The 18859-nt window shown below is 46.2% G+C and carries 24 protein-coding genes; 17 read left to right on the top strand and 7 right to left on the bottom strand.

From position 1 onward, the window contains the following. Positions 1-4: 4 nt before the first annotated feature. From OWN49_RS13735 to OWN49_RS13695, 9 genes are all read left to right on the top strand, one after another. Positions 5-694 (top strand): CoA transferase subunit A, encoded by a 690-nt coding sequence (locus tag OWN49_RS13735; RefSeq protein WP_003153673.1) that lies wholly within the window; start codon positions 5-7, stop codon positions 692-694. After that, positions 679-1374 carry a 3-oxoacid CoA-transferase subunit B gene (locus OWN49_RS13730; protein ID WP_003153674.1) on the top strand — a complete coding sequence of 232 codons (696 nt, stop codon included), beginning with the start codon at positions 679-681 and terminating at the stop codon, positions 1372-1374. The genes OWN49_RS13735 and OWN49_RS13730 overlap by 16 nt, the downstream gene beginning before the upstream one ends. Beyond that, the gene (locus OWN49_RS13725; RefSeq protein WP_003153675.1) at positions 1346-2647 is read left to right on the top strand and encodes a peptidase; all 1302 of its coding nucleotides are present in this window, start codon (positions 1346-1348) and stop codon (positions 2645-2647) included. Before OWN49_RS13730 ends, OWN49_RS13725 begins: the two co-directional genes overlap by 29 nt. Continuing rightward, a complete protein-coding gene (gene ablB / locus OWN49_RS13720; RefSeq protein ID WP_217904183.1) occupies positions 2610-3482 on the top strand; it encodes a putative beta-lysine N-acetyltransferase in 873 nt (290 codons plus the stop codon). The genes OWN49_RS13725 and ablB overlap by 38 nt, the downstream gene beginning before the upstream one ends. Continuing rightward, the gene (gene ablA, locus OWN49_RS13715) at positions 3479-4900 is read left to right on the top strand and encodes a lysine 2,3-aminomutase (RefSeq protein ID WP_176283382.1); all 1422 of its coding nucleotides are present in this window, start codon (positions 3479-3481) and stop codon (positions 4898-4900) included. Before ablB ends, ablA begins: the two co-directional genes overlap by 4 nt. Further along, positions 4897-5175, top strand: coding sequence for a YokU family protein (locus OWN49_RS13710; protein WP_176283381.1), 279 nt, complete (start codon positions 4897-4899; stop codon positions 5173-5175). Before ablA ends, OWN49_RS13710 begins: the two co-directional genes overlap by 4 nt. A 74-nt stretch (positions 5176-5249) precedes the next feature. Further along, positions 5250-5474 (top strand): YozE family protein, encoded by a 225-nt coding sequence (locus OWN49_RS13705; protein WP_016936640.1) that lies wholly within the window; start codon positions 5250-5252, stop codon positions 5472-5474. Positions 5475-5774: 300 nt separating this feature from the next. Next, complete coding sequence (locus tag OWN49_RS13700; protein ID WP_245133882.1) at positions 5775-6074, top strand: glyoxalase; 300 nt, start codon at positions 5775-5777, stop codon at positions 6072-6074. Positions 6075-6219: 145 nt separating this feature from the next. Continuing rightward, positions 6220-6900 carry a hypothetical protein gene (locus tag OWN49_RS13695; protein WP_003153690.1) on the top strand — a complete coding sequence of 227 codons (681 nt, stop codon included), beginning with the start codon at positions 6220-6222 and terminating at the stop codon, positions 6898-6900. Here OWN49_RS13695 and OWN49_RS13690 read toward each other — a convergent pair. Further along, entirely contained in the window at positions 6897-7040 is a 144-nt protein-coding gene (locus tag OWN49_RS13690) for a hypothetical protein (protein ID WP_012117771.1), read from the bottom strand. The genes OWN49_RS13695 and OWN49_RS13690 overlap by 4 nt on opposite strands. Before the next feature lie 117 nt (positions 7041-7157). On the opposite strand from OWN49_RS13690, the gene OWN49_RS13685 reads away from it, so the two are divergent. The 3 genes from OWN49_RS13685 (at position 7158) to OWN49_RS13675 (ending at position 8396) form a co-directional block, all read left to right on the top strand. After that, positions 7158-7331 (top strand): YozD family protein, encoded by a 174-nt coding sequence (locus OWN49_RS13685; RefSeq protein ID WP_003153696.1) that lies wholly within the window; start codon positions 7158-7160, stop codon positions 7329-7331. A 73-nt stretch (positions 7332-7404) separates the two neighbouring features. Beyond that, on the top strand, positions 7405-8016 hold the full coding sequence (locus OWN49_RS13680; RefSeq protein WP_077722470.1) for a phosphatase PAP2 family protein: 612 nt from the start codon (positions 7405-7407) through the stop codon (positions 8014-8016). Positions 8017-8075: 59 nt separating this feature from the next. Continuing rightward, the gene (locus OWN49_RS13675) at positions 8076-8396 is read left to right on the top strand and encodes a YodL domain-containing protein (protein WP_003153700.1); all 321 of its coding nucleotides are present in this window, start codon (positions 8076-8078) and stop codon (positions 8394-8396) included. A 54-nt stretch (positions 8397-8450) separates the two neighbouring features. On the opposite strand, the gene OWN49_RS13670 is transcribed toward OWN49_RS13675, so the two are convergent. Then, entirely contained in the window at positions 8451-8576 is a 126-nt protein-coding gene (locus OWN49_RS13670) for a hypothetical protein (protein WP_003153701.1), read from the bottom strand. A gap of 135 nt (positions 8577-8711) precedes the next feature. Between OWN49_RS13670 and deoD the strand changes: the two genes are divergently transcribed. Both deoD and OWN49_RS13660 read left to right on the top strand, forming a co-directional pair. Then, entirely contained in the window at positions 8712-9410 is a 699-nt protein-coding gene (gene deoD, locus OWN49_RS13665; protein WP_003153702.1) for a purine-nucleoside phosphorylase, read from the top strand. 83 nt (positions 9411-9493) lie between these two features. Next, positions 9494-10312 (top strand): M15 family metallopeptidase, encoded by an 819-nt coding sequence (locus OWN49_RS13660; RefSeq protein WP_176283380.1) that lies wholly within the window; start codon positions 9494-9496, stop codon positions 10310-10312. A gap of 43 nt (positions 10313-10355) precedes the next feature. Here the strand turns inward: OWN49_RS13660 and OWN49_RS13655 are convergent, their stop codons facing one another. Further along, the gene (locus OWN49_RS13655) at positions 10356-10610 is read right to left on the bottom strand and encodes a hypothetical protein (protein ID WP_003153704.1); all 255 of its coding nucleotides are present in this window, start codon (positions 10608-10610) and stop codon (positions 10356-10358) included. Between the two features lie 92 nt (positions 10611-10702). Continuing rightward, positions 10703-11404, bottom strand: coding sequence for a class I SAM-dependent methyltransferase (locus OWN49_RS13650; RefSeq protein ID WP_007407947.1), 702 nt, complete (start codon positions 11402-11404; stop codon positions 10703-10705). Positions 11405-11550: 146 nt separating this feature from the next. Here OWN49_RS13650 and ctpA point away from each other — a divergent pair, with 146 nt between their 5' ends. Next, positions 11551-12954 carry a carboxy-terminal processing protease CtpA gene (gene ctpA / locus OWN49_RS13645; RefSeq protein WP_176283379.1) on the top strand — a complete coding sequence of 468 codons (1404 nt, stop codon included), beginning with the start codon at positions 11551-11553 and terminating at the stop codon, positions 12952-12954. Between the two features lie 60 nt (positions 12955-13014). Here the strand turns inward: ctpA and OWN49_RS13640 are convergent, their stop codons facing one another. After that, positions 13015-13740 (bottom strand): GntR family transcriptional regulator, encoded by a 726-nt coding sequence (locus tag OWN49_RS13640; protein ID WP_176283378.1) that lies wholly within the window; start codon positions 13738-13740, stop codon positions 13015-13017. A gap of 249 nt (positions 13741-13989) precedes the next feature. On the opposite strand from OWN49_RS13640, the gene bglA reads away from it, so the two are divergent. Continuing rightward, positions 13990-15432, top strand: coding sequence for a 6-phospho-beta-glucosidase BglA (gene bglA / locus OWN49_RS13635; RefSeq protein WP_176283377.1), 1443 nt, complete (start codon positions 13990-13992; stop codon positions 15430-15432). Between the two features lie 147 nt (positions 15433-15579). Continuing rightward, on the top strand, positions 15580-17058 hold the full coding sequence (locus tag OWN49_RS13630; protein WP_167860216.1) for a glycoside hydrolase family 30 protein: 1479 nt from the start codon (positions 15580-15582) through the stop codon (positions 17056-17058). Between the two features lie 34 nt (positions 17059-17092). On the opposite strand, the gene OWN49_RS13625 is transcribed toward OWN49_RS13630, so the two are convergent. Both OWN49_RS13625 and OWN49_RS13620 read right to left on the bottom strand, forming a co-directional pair. Then, on the bottom strand, positions 17093-18595 hold the full coding sequence (locus tag OWN49_RS13625) for a sodium:solute symporter family protein (RefSeq protein ID WP_176283376.1): 1503 nt from the start codon (positions 18593-18595) through the stop codon (positions 17093-17095). Continuing rightward, positions 18595-18795: a DUF3311 domain-containing protein gene (locus OWN49_RS13620; protein WP_003153716.1), complete on the bottom strand. Its 201-nt coding sequence runs from the start codon at positions 18793-18795 to the stop codon at positions 18595-18597. Before OWN49_RS13620 ends, OWN49_RS13625 begins: the two co-directional genes overlap by 1 nt. Between the last annotated feature and the right edge of the window lie 64 nt (positions 18796-18859).

Genomic DNA, 18859 nt, shown 5'->3' with positions numbered 1-18859 from the left:
TGATATGTCTATTTTTCATAAAAAAATCGATATTCATGAAGCAATTGCCGATGTCAAGGACGAATCTGTCATCATGTTCGGCGGTTTTGGAGGAGTGGGTTCACCTCCGTCATTAATCGAAGCGATTTTGGAAAGCGGCGTTAAAGAATTGACCGTCATCTGCAATGATGCCGGATTTCCGGAAATCGGTATCGGCCCGCTTATCGTTCATAAGCGGGTAAAAAGGCTGATCGCTTCCCATATCGGTTCAAATCCTGTCGCAGGCAGACAAATGACTGACGGAGCGCTTGAGGTGGAATTTTCGCCGCAAGGGACGCTTGCTGAACGGATTCGCGCAGGCGGAGCGGGGCTAGGCGGTATTTTAACTGATATCGGCATTGATAACGCAACCGTTTGTGAAAACAAAGAAACCGTAACGATTGACGGAAAGTCCTATTTAGTTGAAAAAGCGCTGACGGCTGATTTCGCTTTTGTGTCCGCGCATATTGCAGATGAATTCGGAAATCTGACGTTTGACAAAACGGCGCGCAACATGAACCCACTGATGGCTGCTGCGGCCGAAAGAACATTTGCTGAGGCGGCAGAGATTGTGCCTGCCGGCGAACTTGACAGCGAGCATATTGTAACGCCGGGCGTTTTCGTAGAGGGTGTCGTGCAAAGTGAAGGAGTGAAGTGGAGATGGGCTTGGGAATAGCGGAAAGAGAGAGTATCGCGAGGCGGGCCGCCAGTGAAATTACCTCAGGTATGATTGTCAACCTGGGGATCGGCATTCCTTCTTTAGTGCCGGACTTTCTGCCGGCCGGCATGGAGGTAATGCTGCAGGCGGAAAACGGCGTCCTCGGGATCGGCGGTAGTCCGGAGCGCGGAGAGGAGGATGAGCTTTTATGCAATGCGGCCGGATTTCCTGTCAGTACAGTTAAGGGTGCTTCCTATTTTGATTCAGCTCTGTCTTTTGCCATGATCAGAAAAGGGCTGATAGATATTACCATTTTAGGCGCGCTCCAAGTCAGCAGGACAGGTGATCTCGCCAATTGGCTCGTGCCGGGGAAAAAAGTGCCCGGAATGGGCGGGGCGATGGAGCTTGCCCAAGGCGCGAAAAAAGTGGTTGTCGTCATGAGCCACACCGATCAGAAAGGCCGGCCGAAGCTGGTCGAAAGCTGTTCATTGCCGCTTACAGCAGCGGGCTGTGCAGATCTCATCATTACAGAGAAAGCCGTCATCAGCATAGATGAGGGAGCTTTTGTTCTTGAGGAACTGCTGAATGGCACGACCATAGACGATGTCATTCAAACAACGGATGCCGAAATCAGATTGGGAGAATGTTTTCTTAAAAGGGGGTCTGTCCATGGATCAATTAGAAAAGAAAGTCACTGAGTGGGCGGAAGAAAACACAGCAAAAGCGGTGAGCCTGCTGAAACGGCTGATCGGGGAAAAAAGCACGTTCGGCCATGAATTTAACGCACAGGCAGTCGTTTTAGAAAAACTGAGACAGTTTGACATGGATATTGATGTCTGGGAGCCGAGTGTCAAACAGTTGAAAGAGCATCCTTATTTTGTATCGGAACGCGAAGACTTCCATGAAAGCCCGAATATCACAGCCGTAAAGAAAGGGGCCGGGGGCGGAAGATCACTGATACTGAACGGACATATTGATGTTGTCCCGGAAGGAAATCCCGCCGCATGGACGTATGAACCGTTTACCGCTGTTGAAAAGGACGGCAAAGTTTACGGACGCGGTTCAACGGATATGAAGGGCGGCAATACAGCCCTCTTGTTTGCGTTAGAAGCGCTTGAAGCCTGCGGGATTACGTTAAAAGGAGATGTTCTGTTTCAAAGTGTCGTAGATGAAGAGTGCGGCGGCGCGGGAACACTGGCGGCTGTTATGAGGGGCTACAAGGCTGACGGGGCGCTTATTCCCGAACCGACTAATTTAAAGCTGTTTGTTAAGCAGCAAGGGTCTATGTGGTTCCGCATTACGGTAAGAGGATTGTCCGCACACGGCGGCACCCGCTATGAAGGGGTGAGCGCCATTGAAAAAAGCCTGCATGTCATCACAGCCCTTAAAGAGCTTGAACACGTCCGCAACGCCCGTATCACAGACCCGCTTTATCGGGACGTTCCGATTCCGGTTCCCATTAATATCGGCACCGTCCAAGGGGGAACGTGGCCATCATCGGTAGCTGACCGTGTGGTGATAGAAGGCAGGTGCGGAATAGCGCCGGATGAAACGCCCGAAGCAGTAAAAGAAGAGCTGGCAAGCTGGCTGAAAGATTTGGAGTACCGGGATGAATGGTTTAAACACCACCCCGCGGAAATAGAATGGTTTGGAGCTCAGTGGCTTCCGAATGATCTCCCGGATGAGCATCCGCTGATTTCCGCTCTGGAATCTTCTTTTGAGAAAATGAAAGGGGCAAAACCAGTTCGTGAAGCGTCCCCGTGGGGAACGGACGGAGGGCTTTTGCAGCACGCGGGACAGACACCGGTCATCGTCTTCGGTCCGGGAGAAGTCAAGGCGGCGCATCAGGCGAATGAATACATTGAAGTCCGGGCGTTAATCGATGCCGTCAAAATCATTTCTCTTTTTATCATGGAATGGTGCGGGGTGGCAGATGGGGGTGACGGAGCTGATAAAGGAACTGAGGGCTGAAAGCGGAGCGGCCGAGATTGATGCAGACCGTTTCAATGAGCGGATCAGGGTCATTCGTTATGACGGACAGATCACGGCGCTTATACCGGCCGTTTTGGCAGAAGCAAAGCAAGAAGGAGCCCAAAAGGTGATTTTCTTTGCCAAGCGCGGCGATGAGCCGGAATTTGTCAAGCATCTTTTTATTGTTGAGGGTGTCATAGACGGGTATTACAACGGGCATGAGGCTGTTGTGATGGTGCGCTATTTATCAGAGGAACGGAGACGGTCAGATTCATATGTATCAGAAGATTCGACTGTTGACTGTTTATATGAGACACCGCGGCGGGGACTGACTCAAACAGAAAGCACGCTGATGTTCAGAAAAGCGGACGAAGATGATGCAGACTGCTTATCGCACTTATATAAACATGTTTTTCTTACCTATCCGACTCCTGTCTTTAATTCCCTTTATATTAAAAAAACAATGAAAGAAAACACCATCTATTATGCCGCATTCGATCAGGATCGTCTCATTGGGGCGGCAAGCGCAGATATCAATCCGGTATTGGGGCACGCTGAAATGACCGATTGCGCGGTTCTGTCAGATTACAGGGGGAACTCCGTAACGGCACACTTGTTTAAAGCGTTGGAGCAGGAACTCGCTGGCCGGGGAATCATTCATCTTTTTTCCTTGGCCCGTGCAGCGTCTTACGGGATGAACGCCGTTTTGTATCATGCGGGATACGGCTACAGAGGCAGGCTTGTGAACAACTGCCGCATTTCAGAAGGGCTCGAAAATATGAATATATGGTGCAAGACTTTACGTTTGGCCATTCATAAGGAGGAATTCGTTTGACAAACAAATGGTTTCAGCCGAAGCGTCATTGGAAGGAGATTGAATTGTGGAAAGATGTGCCGGAAGACAAGTGGAATGATTGGCTGTGGCAGCTCACCCATACTGTAAGAACCGTCGATGACCTGAAAAAAGTCATTCATTTGACCGAAGAGGAAGAAGAAGGCGTCAGGATGTCTGTAAAAACCATTCCCCTGAACATTACGCCTTATTATGCTTCTTTAATGGATCCCGATAACCCGAGATGTCCGATCCGCATGCAGTCCGTGCCGCTGTCAGAAGAAATGCACAAAACGAAATATGACCTTGAAGATCCGCTGTTTGAAGATGAAGATTCACCGGTTCCCGGTCTTACGCACCGCTATCCCGACCGCGTTCTTTTTCTGGTGACAAATCAATGCTCGATGTATTGCCGATACTGCACCAGAAGGCGTTTTTCCGGACAGATCGGAATGGGGGTGCCGAAAAAACAGCTCGATGCGGCAATCGCTTACATCCAGGAAACGCCGGAAATCCGTGACTGCCTGATTTCCGGCGGAGACGGGCTTTTAATCAACGATCAGATTCTGGAATATATTTTGAAAAAACTGCGTGACATTCCCCACCTTGAAATTATCAGGATCGGAACGAGAGCGCCCGTCGTATTTCCGCAGCGGATAACGGATAACCTTTGTCAGATTTTGAAAAAATATCATCCGGTCTGGCTGAACACTCATTTTAATACGAGCATCGAACTGACGGAAGAATCGGTTGCGGCGTGTGAAAAGCTCGTTAACGCAGGTGTTCCGGTCGGTAACCAGGCCGTTATTTTAGCAGGCATTAACGATTCGGTGCCGATTATGAAAAAACTCATGCATGATTTAGTGAAAATCCGCGTGCGTCCGTACTATATTTATCAATGTGATTTGTCAGAGGGAATCGGCCATTTCAGAGCGCCTGTTTCAAAAGGATTGGAAATCATTGAAGGGCTGAGAGGCCACACAACAGGCTTTGCCGTGCCGACCTTTGTCGTCGACGCCCCGGGCGGAGGCGGTAAAATCGCCCTGCAGCCGAACTACTTGCTCTCCCAAAGTCCGGAGAAAGTAGTGATCAGAAACTTCGAAGGGGTGATTACATCTTATCCCGAGCCGGAAAACTATATCCCGAATCAAGCCGACGACTATTTTGAATCTGTTTTTCCGGGAACAATGGCCAAACGCGAGCCGGTCGGACTGAGCGCCATTTTCGCGGACAAAGAGGTTTCGTTCACACCGGAAAATGTATCGAGAATCGACAGAAGGAAAACGTTTACATCAAACCCTGATCATGAAACGCTGAAAGACCGCAGGGAAAAGAGAGATGAATTGAAAGAAAAGAAATTTATTGCACAGCAAAAGAAAGAGCAAAAAGCAGGATCGGAAGTCGGAGGTGAGTCGCCGTGAAGCCATGCGAGTGGTGCGGCAATCAGAAGGCGTCAGCTTGTCAGGCGGCTGTGTACTGGGAGCTTCCTGACGGTACGGGAGCCATAGAAATTACAGAAACACCCGCATTCGCCTGTTCCTCCTGCGGCATGACGTATCAGGAGGAAGCGGTCATAGCGGAAATCGAAAATCAGCTTTTTTTAGTCAATGCAAAAAAATTACCGGAAACACTCACATATCAAGAGCTGATGAGGACAGAACGGATCTTGAAACGGAATTATTTTGACTTCTCCTAGTCTTCTTTTGTTGTAATTTCACACTTGAATTGTATAATAGTACAACAAAAGACAGTCATCAGGAGGGGAAACCCATGAAATCCTTTTATCACTATTTGATGAAATACAGGCATCCCAAACCGCAGGACGCAATCAGCCGGTTTGCGAATCAGGCATACGAAGATCACGGCTTTCCGAAAACGTCAAGCGATTATCACGAGCTCAGTTCTTATTTAGAACTGAGCGCCGACTATTTAGAAACGATGTCGACATTTGATGAAGCTTGGGAAAAATATGAGACCGAGGTGCATCACGCCTGACGAAAAACCGCACATTGTGCGGTTTTTTTCTGTTGAAATCACTCGCTTATGAGGTGCCGTATGATCAAATCCCGCAATGCCGTCCGTTTTGATCAGCACGTAAACAAATCTTCCTGACGGCACGGATCATAAGGCAATAGAATGTATAGCTGCAGAGTTCACCGGATCAGGCCTGCTGCAGGCGGGGTTCCGTGTAAGGAGCTCTTTTCACGGAGAAATCATCAAACATTTAAATGAAGTGAGAGGAATCAAATGATCTATGGTGAAGCACTGACGTTTGGACGGAAAAGGTGATTTTATGTGACAAGGTTGAAGCGGATTGAAGTTGTGGCTTCATTGAAAGCCGAAACGAGTTTGGTTCTTCATGATAAACAAGCCATTACGAATATGCAGCCGGAATTGGATCACCATACACCTTCGATGAAGTGTTTCACGGCAAATTTTGAACATCACGGCGGTGATATTGTCAACATGCCTTCGGGCCGGGTATTTATCTTTGCGTCATGGAGAAATAAACAAAAACTCATTCAAAACAGGCGCTTTTTGTTACTGCTCATTCGATCGAGAGCGCAATGCCATCAGACGCTTCTGTTACGGTAAGTGAAAAAACGCACAAGCATGTTGCGGTTTTTGACATTTTGAACAGGTGCAGAAATAGATATTTCCTGTGGTTTTCATGCCCATGCGAAATGATGGCGGCCGGCATACGATAGCGTATGACAGTCCGCGGCAAGGGGGAGACAGCATGAAGCCAGATAAACCGAAATTTCAAGTGGGAGACATCGTGGTCGTCGTGATGTACGGAACCGTCGGCACCATTACGAAGGTTCATCAAATTGATAAACATTATCTTTATGAAGTCAATCATAATGAAGTGCTTTATTTTGAATCGTCCATCCAGCTTTATAAAGATTATGAGGGCGTGATCGTCGATATGGAAAAATTAGATATTGAATATGAATTTTTGATCGGCGATGTCGTATATGTAAAGGACTACGGAAAGGAATTATTCCGAGTTATCGGTCACAGAACTGAAATTTGGAGATATTTAGAGGATGGCTGGGAGGATATTATTTATGAGCTGACTCGGCTGAAAGACGGAGAGTGGCTTGAAACGGAGGAAGAGGATCTCACGCTGGTTCTGAGAAAATATGAAATGGATCAGTTTGTGCATCAGCTGCTGTTTGTCCACTATGTTGGGGAAGCATCTCATGAGATCGGCGAGGATACCGTCGCGTCTGCTCTTCTTCAGTTTGAAGGCGATGCTGATGATCCCGATGCCCTGCATGTGCTGGCGGTATCGATTGTAGATGAGCTGCTTGATATTTATAACGATTATAAGATTCTTTATCATTTGTTCGGTGACGAAGAATATAAAGATATGATGAATTTTGTGCTGGAAAGCCTGCGGGAGCATTTCAGCTAGCCGGCAAAAAAACGGACGGTGACATATAAAAACCAGGGCAGACAGCCGGCAAAGATGACAAACGACATTCCTTTCAGCACTTTTTCCAATACGATATCAAATCCATCTCCGTCCAATAAAGCCATCATTTTCGTCATCATCTTTTCTCCCTCCGGGGCTTGTTTTTTAAAAGTATATGAGCGGACAAAACGTTTAGAACTTTCGGGTATAATTTGAACGGTTTTTTCATAAAACATAAAAAAGGAGGCGGTGTTTGCATGAAAGAAATAGATCTTGTGATTGACACAGAAGAAATAGCTGATTATTTTTACAGTCAGCTTGCTATGCGCGGGTACATACCGAGTGAAGAGGAAATCTTCGAAATAGCCGACATCACCTTTGATTATTTATTAGAAAAATGTATGATAGACGAAGAGCTTGATGAAGACTGAAACTGCGGAACCGAAGTGAAAAAGCTTCGGTTTTTTCAATCAGCTCGGGAGAATGAAACATGGGGGGAAAACGTTGTACAAGCCAGCAAGTCTTTTCACATTGTTTATTTTGCTCGCAGCAGCGATCCGGATAGAAGCGGTCCGGGCTTTTGATGAGCGTGTGATAGAAGCGGCTGTCAGGATCAGGTCTGTCTGGCTGAATGAATTGATGTTATGGATAACGGAGCTCGGCACGACCGCGGTGCTTTTGCCGCTTCTTCTTTTGACAGGCGCAGCTCTGTATATGTACAAAAAAACGCCGGATGTTGTTTTTTTGCCGCTTCTTTTTCTCATTGAACGGATTGTAAACATAAAAATAAAAGAATTGATTGAAAGAGCCAGACCCGCTTTTGAACCGCTCGTCCATGAAACCTCATACAGTTTTCCGAGCGGCCACTCCATGAATTCGGCAGTGATGTATCCCGTCATCGCTTACTTTTTGATCAAGCATGTTCCGTTTTTCACGAAAAGAAAGAGGGCCGTCACCGTCTTTACCGGAGTTCTCGTCATTCTGATCGGATTCAGCAGAATTTATTTGGGCGCGCATTTTCCGACGGATGTCCTTGCCGGATTCAGTCTCGGACTTTGCCTCGTTTCGCTTTTTGCGCTCTTTGACGAAAAGTATCATCCGTTTCGACAAAAATAGAGACAGGAAAATTGAGAAAAAACGCTAATACTATTAAGAAATAAGAAGGAGGGATCTTGATGCTGTTATCGCTGCCCGTGTTTAAAAAAAAGACTTGTGCCTATGATGTGACGATTTTTCAAACACCCCGCTACGGCGAGAAAAAGGGATACAGGGTCGTCTATCGGACAGAGCTGGCCGCTGACAATCATCAAGACGCACTGGAAAGGGCATTTTCTGTTTTTAATGTGCCTGATACGGTCCCAAACGACTATCAAGCCAGATTCATAGCGACCGGAGACGTCATACTCATAGACGAAGGAAGAAAAGGAAAGACCTATTACAGGCTTAACCCTGCGGGATGGAGCAAAATTAACCGGCTGCTCGTCCAGCCGAGGTAAGACGGGGCCGGCTGAATCTTCAGCCGGCTTCCGTATTGTCTGGGAAAGACAGTGTTAAGGCTTCCGTTTAGCGGCGGAATGCTCTTTTCCATGCGCTTCATCAGCTGCAATGACGTCTGAAACGGGCACGTGATTGTTCTTTTTCTGGCCGGTCACCCGGTTGCGCTGTTTTTTGCCCATTATGTTCACTCCTTTTTCTTTAGGCTGTCATCCCGCATATTCTGCCCAAGATCGCCCTGATCATGCTGATGATTGTCTCTTACCGTTATTCAGTGTACAATGGGTGGGAGTTTGAATAGGCAGGAGGAAAAGGAAATGAGTGTACATATAAACGCAGAAAAAGGCCAAATTGCGGATACAGTGCTTTTGCCGGGAGATCCGCTCCGAGCGAAATTTATTGCGGAAACGTATCTTGAAAATGTGGAATGCTATAATGAAGTCAGAGGAATGTACGGATTTACGGGTACATATAACGGCAAAAAAGTATCAGTCCAAGGCACCGGCATGGGTGTTCCGTCTATCTCTATTTATGTGAATGAACTGATTCAAAGCTATGATGTTCAAAACTTAATCAGAGTCGGCTCATGCGGAGCCATCCGTAATGACGTGAAGGTGCGTGACGTGATTTTGGCGATGACGTCTTCAACGGATTCACAGATGAACCGTGTCGCCTTCGGCAGTGTAGATTATGCTCCTTGCGCAGACTTCGAACTGCTTCATAAAGCGTACCAGGAAGCGCAAAAAAACAATCTTCCCGTAGCGGTCGGAAGCGTATTCACCGCCGATCAGTTTTACAATGAAGACTCCCAAATCGAAAAGCTTGCCAGATACGGCGTCCTCGGCGTAGAGATGGAAACGACTGCTTTATATACGCTTGCCGCTAAATACGGCAAAAAAGCGCTGTCTATCCTGACTGTAAGCGATCACGTATTAACGGGAGAAGAAACAACGGCAGAAGAGCGTCAAACGACTTTTCATGATATGATTAAACTGGCGCTGCATACTGTATCGTAAACTTGAGATGAGGGTTATGCTGATTAAAGCAGCCCTCTTCTTTATGCATCGCCCTGATTCAAAAAAAGAAAGGTAAGGGTAAAATGAAGAAATCCACTAAATGGTTCTCGCTCGCTGCCGCTCTCAGCGTAACCGCAATCGTGGGCACCGGCTGCAGCATTTCAGGCGGCAACAGCCATAAGGACACAAAAACAGCAGCTGAAACAAAACAATCAGATGACACATCAAGCAAAAAAACAACGAAGACAGAAAACAGCGATTTTGTATTGGAGAGCAAATATTTTAATGATATTAAAGAAGTGAACGGGCTTGAGACCATTCAAAACCCGACAAATACACTTGCGCTCGTGAATAAGACATATACGCTGCCGGGAGATTATAAACCGAATGATCTCGTGATCCCGAAAGTCGAATTTTCTTTTACTGAGAAGATCGAGAAACGATATATCCGCAAACCTGCCGCCGATGCTTTGGCGGAACTATTCAGCGCCGGGAAAAAAGAAGGTTATGACCTGGTTGCCGTTTCAGGATACCGCTCTTATGACAGACAGAAAGTTATTTTCGATAATGAAGTCAGTCTGAAAGGTGAAAAAAAGGCGAAAGAAGCCGTCGCATATCCGGGGCAAAGCGAACACCAGACGGGGCTTGCCATGGACATCTCCAGCAAAAGCAACGGATATGAGCTGAATGAAGCGTTCGGAAACACGGCGGACGGCAAATGGGTGAAAGACCATGCGTATGAATACGGCTTTATCATCCGCTATCCTAAAGGCAAAGAAAATGTTACAAAGTATGAGTATGAACCATGGCATTTACGCTATGTAGGCAAAAAAGCGGCAAAAGCCATCCATGACCATCAATTAACGCTTGAAGAATATTTTAATGAAGTAAAGAAAGTGTAATGAGAAGAAGCCCGCTTGAAAAATAGAAAGCGGGCTTTTTTTATTACCAGAAGAGCAGACCTCCAAGCGCAAATCCGGTAATGAAACCAAGGCCGATACCGTAGGCTGCTCCCCAGCCTCCCCAGCCTCCTCCCCAATAACCGAATCCGTACCCTCTGTGACGGCCGCCGACAGGGGTGATATACACTTTGCTGTTAGTCACCCGTACGATTCTTCCGACGTGGACTCTGCCGTTTCGTTCTGTAATTCTTGCTACTTTTCCTTGGTGCTGCCGGCAAAGATGATAATAGTTTTGCATCTTTTCTCCTCCTATCCAACCTATCTTTCTATGTCAGCTTATGATAGAGTGCGGTAAAAAGGTTGGACGAAAACAGGAGGACAATTGCCGTTTTACTTGTAAGCGACAAAAGCGCAGTGTCCCATATATTCACGGTACGTCTGCATAAGCTCGTAATGAGCCGTCAGCGTATCGTAGTGAACCGGCTGAATAACAGGCGATAAATCCATTTCTGTAGTCGGCTCCTGCGCATTGTTTTCATAGACAGCGGGAATGAAATCCGCTTTCTGAAATCCTTGCTGAAGCAATCTCTGTTTCCATGCCGTTTCATCCTGCAATACGGTAAAACCGTAGAAGTCTTTTATCTGTGTGATGGCGTTTTCCGGCATGGGCTTTTGTAAAGCAGCTTCAATGCCGATCAGCATGCCCCCGGGTTTAAGGACCCGCAGGATTTCAGACAGCGATGAATCAAGATTTGAAAAGGTGAGAACTGATTCGGAAAGAACGGCGGAAAATTGATTTTCAGCAAACGGAAGCCGCTCAAGCTCCGCCAAATAGCCCGGAATGGTTAAGCCTTCAGCGGCAAATCGTTTTGCTGCTTTTTCAAGCATAAGGGGATCCTTATCCACACAGGTGACGGGATACAGCAGGTGGCCGAGATAAGCGGCCGTCTGTCCCGTTCCGCAGCCGGCGTCAAGAATCGGTTCGCCAGGAGGAGGAGCCGCTTTTGTGAGAACGGCTTTGGAAAAAGCGAGCCCGCCCGGGTGAGCCCCTCCGACTCCGAATAAGGACAGCATTTCTAAATATTTGCTCAAAGGCCGAATCCTCCTTTTTTCCTCAGCATATGTTGAGAGAAAAGCATAGGTTTGGGTAAACGGGAAAGAAGGGCGCCTCACGTTTGAAGTTGACGAATGAGCGTTCGTCTATGATAATAATGTAAGAATAAAAAGGTGGTGTTTTCTTGAAGCGGCAATTTAAACTGTTTTTTATTATATTGATCACTGCGGTCGCAGCCTCGGCGCTTACGCTGTTTATCACGGGCAATACGACCATTTTCGGGCAAGGCTCGGCTGCTTTGACGAACAGCAAATTTGAGAAATTCAATAAAGCCTATGAGCAGATTAAAAGTGATTACTATCAAAAAACAGATGACAGCAAATTAGTGGACGGAGCGATAAAAGGCATGATCAGTTCCCTGGATGATCCGTATTCTTCTTATATGGATCCTCAGGAAGGAAAGTCGTTTGAAGAAACAATTTCCGCTTCGTTTGAAGGCATCGGCGCACAAGTGGAAGAAAAGGACGGCAGCATCCTGATCGTATCGCCGATTAAAGGGTCACCCGCGGAAAAAGCGGGGGTTAAACCGAATGACCAGATCTTGAAGGTCAACGGCAAAAGCGTTAAAGGCCTTAATGTAAACGAAGCCGTCGCATTAATCCGCGGCAAAAAGGGAACAAACGTCAAGCTTGTGCTGCACAGAGCGGGTGTCGGCGATCTGAACCTGTCGATCAAACGTGACACCATCCCGGTTGAAACGGTGTACTCTGAAATGAAAAAAGGAGACATCGGCGAAATCCAAATCACATCCTTCTCCGAATCGACGGCAAAAGAGCTGAATTCAGCCATTGACAGCCTCGAAAAACAAGGAGCGAAAGGATACATTCTCGATTTAAGGGGCAACCCGGGCGGCCTGATGGATGAAGCTATCAAAATGAGCAACATGTTTATCGATAAAGGGAAAAATATCATGCAGGTCGAATACAAAGACGGCACGAAAGAGGTCATGAAAGCGACGAAAGAGCGCAAAGTGACAAAACCGACAGTCGTCCTCGTCAATGACGGCACCGCGAGCGCCGCGGAAATCATGTCGGCTGCGCTGCATGAATCATCCGGAATTCCGCTGATCGGCGAGAAAACGTTCGGAAAAGGAACCGTGCAGACGGCAAAAGATTACAGCGACGGTTCTACCGTTAAACTGACAATCGCAAAATGGCTGACAGCGGACGGAGAGTGGATTCATAAAAAAGGAATCAAACCGCAATATCAGGTTAAGCTTCCTGAATATGCGAACCTGCCGTATTTAGATGCGAAAAAAACATACAAATACGGGGATTCCGGAACGACCGTCACCAATGCGCAAAAAATGCTGAAAGCGCTGGGGTACAGCGTGAATGTAAACGGCACGTATGATAAAGCATTTGAACAAGCAGTCAAACAATTCCAAGCAAAAGAGAAACTGAAACAAACAGGCATTTTAACAGGAGACACAACGGTAAAATTGATGACGGATCTGCAAAAACAGCTTGCGGACAACGATACACAAATGAAAAAAGCCGTTGAAACATTAAATAAGAATATGAAATAGTAAAAAACACCCGATGCGCCGCTCGCGCATGGGGTGTTTTTTGTTTGCGAAAAGCCCGCCTTATGTCGTTTCCTGTTCAAAAAGGTGGCTGTTCGCCTGAATGAAAAACTGTGATTGCTCATAGTGATAGGTGACTTTTGAGAAGTCAAACGGCTGGCCGTTTGTTAAATGAAAAATCGTTTCAACGCAAAGCTTAGGCGCTCCTGTAAACAGACCTAAGTACTCCGCTTCTTCCTCATTTAACATCCCCGCGTACAGATATAAATCTGAAAAACCGCGCTTTAACCCGAGACCTTCTCTAATATAATCAAATATTGATTCTGCCACGATCTCTTTATTCAAATACGTAATAATCGATTTGTTGTAAAATGACTCTTCGATACACAATGTCAGCCCGTCAATATATCGGATTCGCTTGACATAATACACGTCGCCGTCAGGCGGCATATTCAGATTTTGGGCAGCCTCAGGCGTGGGTTTTCTCACTTCCAGCGCTAATAATTTGGAAGTGACATTAAAATCTTCAAGTGATTCTTTAAATCCCTGATTAGAAAGCAGGCTGATATACCCTTGTCTTTTATTCCGTCTGACAAAAATGCCGCTTCCCCTCACTTGAAACACAATCCCCTTTTTTTCTAATAAATCTAAGGACTTGGTGATTGTGCTTTTGCTCACGTTAAACCGGGTCATTAAGGTTTGCAGAACAGGCAGTTTATCCCCTTGCTGCAGCTGATGTTCTTCTATGTATTTTTCAATATCTAACGCGATTTGCTGGTATTTTAACATATACATTCCTCATTCATTTATTGTCCCGCTTCTTTCAGAATTATAGCATAATCGTTTTTAAAAGCCATTTCGTAAATTAACTATAATTGTTTATGTATTGATAAATTATACCGGTACAATTATAATGTAAACGTATAATATGAAAATGAAGGCAGGAATTCTTCTACACTTGTGAAGCGGATGGTTGAAGCTGCTGCAGTGCATTTATTCGGCATGCAAGCGGCAGTCAAATAAAGGAGGATATACACGATGGGGACATTGCCAAAAGATTTTTTATGGGGAGGCGCTCTGGCCGCCCACCAATTTGAAGGGGGATGGAATAAAGGCGGCAAGGGGCCGAGTGTAGTGGACGTCATGACGGCAGGCGCGCATGGTGTGCCCCGGAAAATAACAGATACAATTGAAGAGCGGGAATTTTATCCGAATCATGAAGCGATCGATTTTTATCATCGTTATAAAGAGGACATCGCATTATTCAGCGAGTTGGGCCTGAAATGTTTAAGAACGTCCATCGGCTGGAGCAGAATTTTTCCTAAAGGTGATGAAGCCGAGCCCAATGAGGAAGGATTGGCTTTTTACGACCGGGTGTTTGATGAATTGCTGAAACATGGGATTGAACCGGTAATCACCTTGTCACATTTTGAGATGCCGCTGCATTTGGCGAGGGAATACGGCGGTTTCAGAAACAGAAAAACAGTCGGGTTTTTTGTGAAATTCGCTGAAGTGTGTTTTGAACGTTATAAACATAAGGTGAAATATTGGATGACGTTTAACGAAATCAACAATAAGATGGATGTGAATAATCCGATCTTTTTATGGACGAACTCGGGCGTCGCCGTTAAAGAAAACGAAAACGCAAAAGAAGTCATGTATCAGGCCGGCCATCACGAACTGCTGGCAAGCGCATTGGCTGTTTCGAAGGGAAGAGAGATCAATCCCGAGTTCAGGATCGGCGCGATGGTATCACATGTCCCGATTTACCCGTACTCATCTCACCCCGATGATGTGATGCTGGCTGAAGAAACGATGAGACAGCGTTTTTTCTTCCCGGACGTGCAGGTTCGCGGATATTATCCAAGCTATGCGTTAAAAGAGTTTGAAAGAGAAGGCTATCAGATACACTTTGAAGACGGTGATGAAGAGATTTTGAAAAACGGCCGAGTGGACTACCTCGGATTCAGCTATTACATGTCCACTACCGTAAAAAGTGACGTATCAAACGATAATACCGGGGATGTCGTAAACGGAGGATTGCCAAACGGCGTGGAAAATCCTTATATTACAGCGAGTGATTGGGGCTGGGCGATTGACCCGACCGGTTTACGGTACACATTAAACCGCTTATACGACCGCTACCAGATTCCATTATTTATCGTGGAAAACGGATTCGGCGCCATTGACACATTAGAAGAGGACGGTTCAATTCATGACGCTTCAAGAATTGAATATTTATCGTCACATATAAAAGCTTTGGAAAAAGCAGTCACATATGATGGCGTGGATGTAATGGGCTATACCCCATGGGGAATTATTGATATCGTGTCATTTACAACCGGAGAAATGAAAAAACGCTACGGCATGATTTATGTTGATCGGGATAATGAAGGCAACGGTTCAATGAAGCGGCTTAAGAAAGACTCATTTGAATGGTATAAAAAAGTGATTGAATCAAACGGCGCATATGTATCCTAAAGGTGTAAAAAGGGAAGGCTTCACCGTTGTGTGAAGCCGGCTTTTTATCAGTGGTTTTGAAAGCGCATTCATTTAAGCGGGAAGGAGGTGACTGTCCGGCTTTTCATTTAGAATCGCTTATAAAAATAAGGAAAGGGATGGTGGTTCATGTTTTTTGAAAAAAGTCTGCACATGACCCTGGTTTTTCTTATGTTTTTCTTTTTCATATCAAGCAGCATGCAAACCGAAGTGTATGCAGCTGATCGGAAGGCTTCAGACAAAAACAAAGTAAGGGTGTGGTTCAGTTCTGAAAAAGATCCGGCTTCCCGTACGTGGTATGACGGGCCGCTGGAAGTGAAATACGCCTTAGACGAACAAACACCGCTTACATGGACAAAAAAGAAGGCTTCTGACTCCGCCGCCGTGTATATTGATCCGTCGCGCCGCTATCAAAGTGTGTTGGGCGTAGGATCGTCCCTGGAAGAATCCACAATCCATAATTTATCAAAAATGACACCCGCAAAAAGAAAAGAAGTGCTGAAAAAATTGGTTGATCCCAAAGATGGTATCGGCATGGACGTTATGCGCATAACGATCGGGACATCTGATTTTACGGCACAGGAATTTTATACGTATGACGATATGCCTGAAGGCCAAACAGATCCTAAGCTCCGTCATTTCTCGATCCAAAAGGATATTGATTTACACATTACAGCAACCATCAAGGAAGCGCTGGCGATAAATCCGGAACTGAAAATCATCGCCTCACCGTGGAGCCCGCCGGCTTGGATGAAAACGAATGAAAACCTCAAGCGGGGAAAGCTGAAAGATAAATATATCGGCGCACTGGCCGTTTACTTCCGCAAATTTATTGAGGCGTACGAAAAGCAGGGAATTCCGATTTATGCGATGACCCTTCAAAATGAACCATTGCTGGAAATCGACTATCCGAGCATGTACATGCCGCCGTCTCAGCAGCGCAAACTGGCGATAGCCGTGAAAAAAGAATTGAAAAAACACATAATTGACACGAAAATTTGGATTTATGATCACAATGCGAGCGGGGCGTGGAACTATATTCCGCCGATTTTAGATGATAAAAAAGGAAACCGGGCGGCAGACGGCATCGCTTTTCACGATTATGACGGTGACCTTTCTGTCATGTCGGAAATCGGAAAGAGATATCCTGATCAATCTATTCACTTAACGGAGCGGTCTGTCTGGGGGACGGCAGGGGCGGATCGGATCGCACAGTATTTCCGCAACGGCGCGTCGAGCTACAATGCGTGGGTGACGATGCTCGACAGTCAAATTAAGACGCATCATTGGATAGGCACCCCAGACCCGACGCTGTTTATTCAGGATGCTAAAAACCCTGACCGCTATTGGAATATCCCGATCTTTCATATGACAGGCAACTTTTCAAAATTTATCGACCGGGGAGCAAAGCGGATAGAAAGTAATTACGGCTCCAAAAACACAGTCTCGAATGTATCGTTCCTTAATCCTGATCAATCCATTGTGACAGTCGTAATCAACCAGACATCTTCAGAACAAAAATTCCATGTCGTTTCAGAAAATCGGCAGTTTGAAGCCGTCATCCCGGCAAAAACCGTCGCCACCTACAAATGGCAGCACAAAAAGTAAAAAACCGGCACATTTACGTGCCGGCTTCTTTCTGTTAAGCGCCTTTTTGGTTCAGTTTATCAGAGGGCGCTTTATTGAATAAACCGTCTTTGACGGCGTTTGAAGACGCTTTTTTTACAAAAAACGGGTTAAGGATAATAACGGCTGCCATGTTAGCGGTCAAACCCCAAAACCCTTCATATATACCGTGGGCGGATTGGGTGATATTTACCGTAAATGTCACGAGAAGACCGACGAGAAGACCGACGAGAAGACCGATAATTGTCGCTTCTTTCGTTTGATTCTTCCAAAACAGACTGACGGCGATAGCCGGAAAGATCTGAACCATGCCGGAAACACCGAGAAGCTGAAGGGTAACGAGCGCAGTCGGGAACAGCATACCGAATAAAAGCGCGAGCCCGATGACGACAAATACCATTGAACGGGTGATCAACGTCAGCTTGCTTGGTGACACATTCGGGTGAATCAAATCCCGATATAAGTTATTCGCAAATAAGTTTGATGCTCCGATGGCCATGATAGAGCAGGGAATCAATGACGCAAGGGCGATCGTGGAGTAAGCAAAGCCCTGCGCGACTCCTCCGTAAGACGTTTGAATCAGCTTCAATAAAGCGAGCCGCGGATTGGTATCTTCCGGCAGGACAAGAAACGCGATAAAGCCGAGAAAGATAACAAGAATCAAAACAATATTATAAAGCGGCAGAAACATGCTGTTTTTGCGGACGGCATCTGCGCTTTTTGCCGTAAATACACCGGTTGCCGCATGCGCCCACATAAAGAGCGCCAGCGCAGATACGATGGAAGCTGTGATAAACCAAGGAATTCCTTTCGGCCCCGAGTCCGGAATCGTCAGCATTTGCGGCGCTTTTTCAGCCAAAGTGTGAATCATCGGCGTCCAGCCGTGAAAATGGATCAGCGGAAGTGAGACGACCATAAACAGCATAATCACCCACACCAGAATGTCTTTAATAATCGCCGTAAACGTCGGCCCTTTAATCCCGCTGAAAAAAGTATACAGCGCTACAAGAATAAAAGAGATGATGACGACCATATTGACATTAATGACACCCGTTCCGGCCACCTGAAGCGTATCTTGAATCCCGCTCAGCTGGAGACAAATATAAGGAATGAGCATAAGAACGCCGACAATGGCGACAAGACTGGCCAAAAGCTTACTGTCAAAACGCTCACGGGCGTAATCGGCAAGCGTCGTTAATTTATGGATTTTTGCCACTTTCCACAGCTTCGGCAGAAAGAAATAAGCAATAAAATACGCCAAAACAGAATACGGAATTGCAAAAAAAGCTACGCTTCCCCCTGTGTAGGCGGTGCTTGTCAAGCCTAAAAACGTATAAGCCGTATAGAGGTCCGCGCCGACTAAAAACCAGACGAGGAGCCCTCCGAACCGTCTGCCGCCGACAGACCATTCCTCAACAGAAGTACGTGATGATTTGTCTCTTCCGGCTATAAAGCCGATACAGACAACGGTTAAAACGATGACGGCTGTAATGATCAATGCTGTTATATTTGCGGGCATCAGTCCAGTCCTCCTTGTTTCTTCTGCAGCCTATAAATAAGAAACGAACATAATGGAGTGACTGCGATCCATAAAAGCAGCCAGAAATGAAAAAAAGGCAGCCCGATAATGATCGGATGAACCCGATTAGCGACTGACAGCAGGGCCAGCTGGCTGAAAGGGATTAAGATGAGAACGAAAATTAGTGCTTTTCTGACCATTTACTTTCCTCCTGAAACTTGATAATGCTCCTTATCATAGCAGGTGTCAGATAAGATCACAAGA

It is taken from the genome of Bacillus sp. NEAU-242-2 (assembly GCF_027853835.1).
Lineage (GTDB): Bacteria > Bacillota > Bacilli > Bacillales > Bacillaceae > Bacillus > Bacillus velezensis.
Note: the sequence above shows the minus strand (reverse complement) of the source record. Positions and strands in the feature narration are given on the sequence as shown.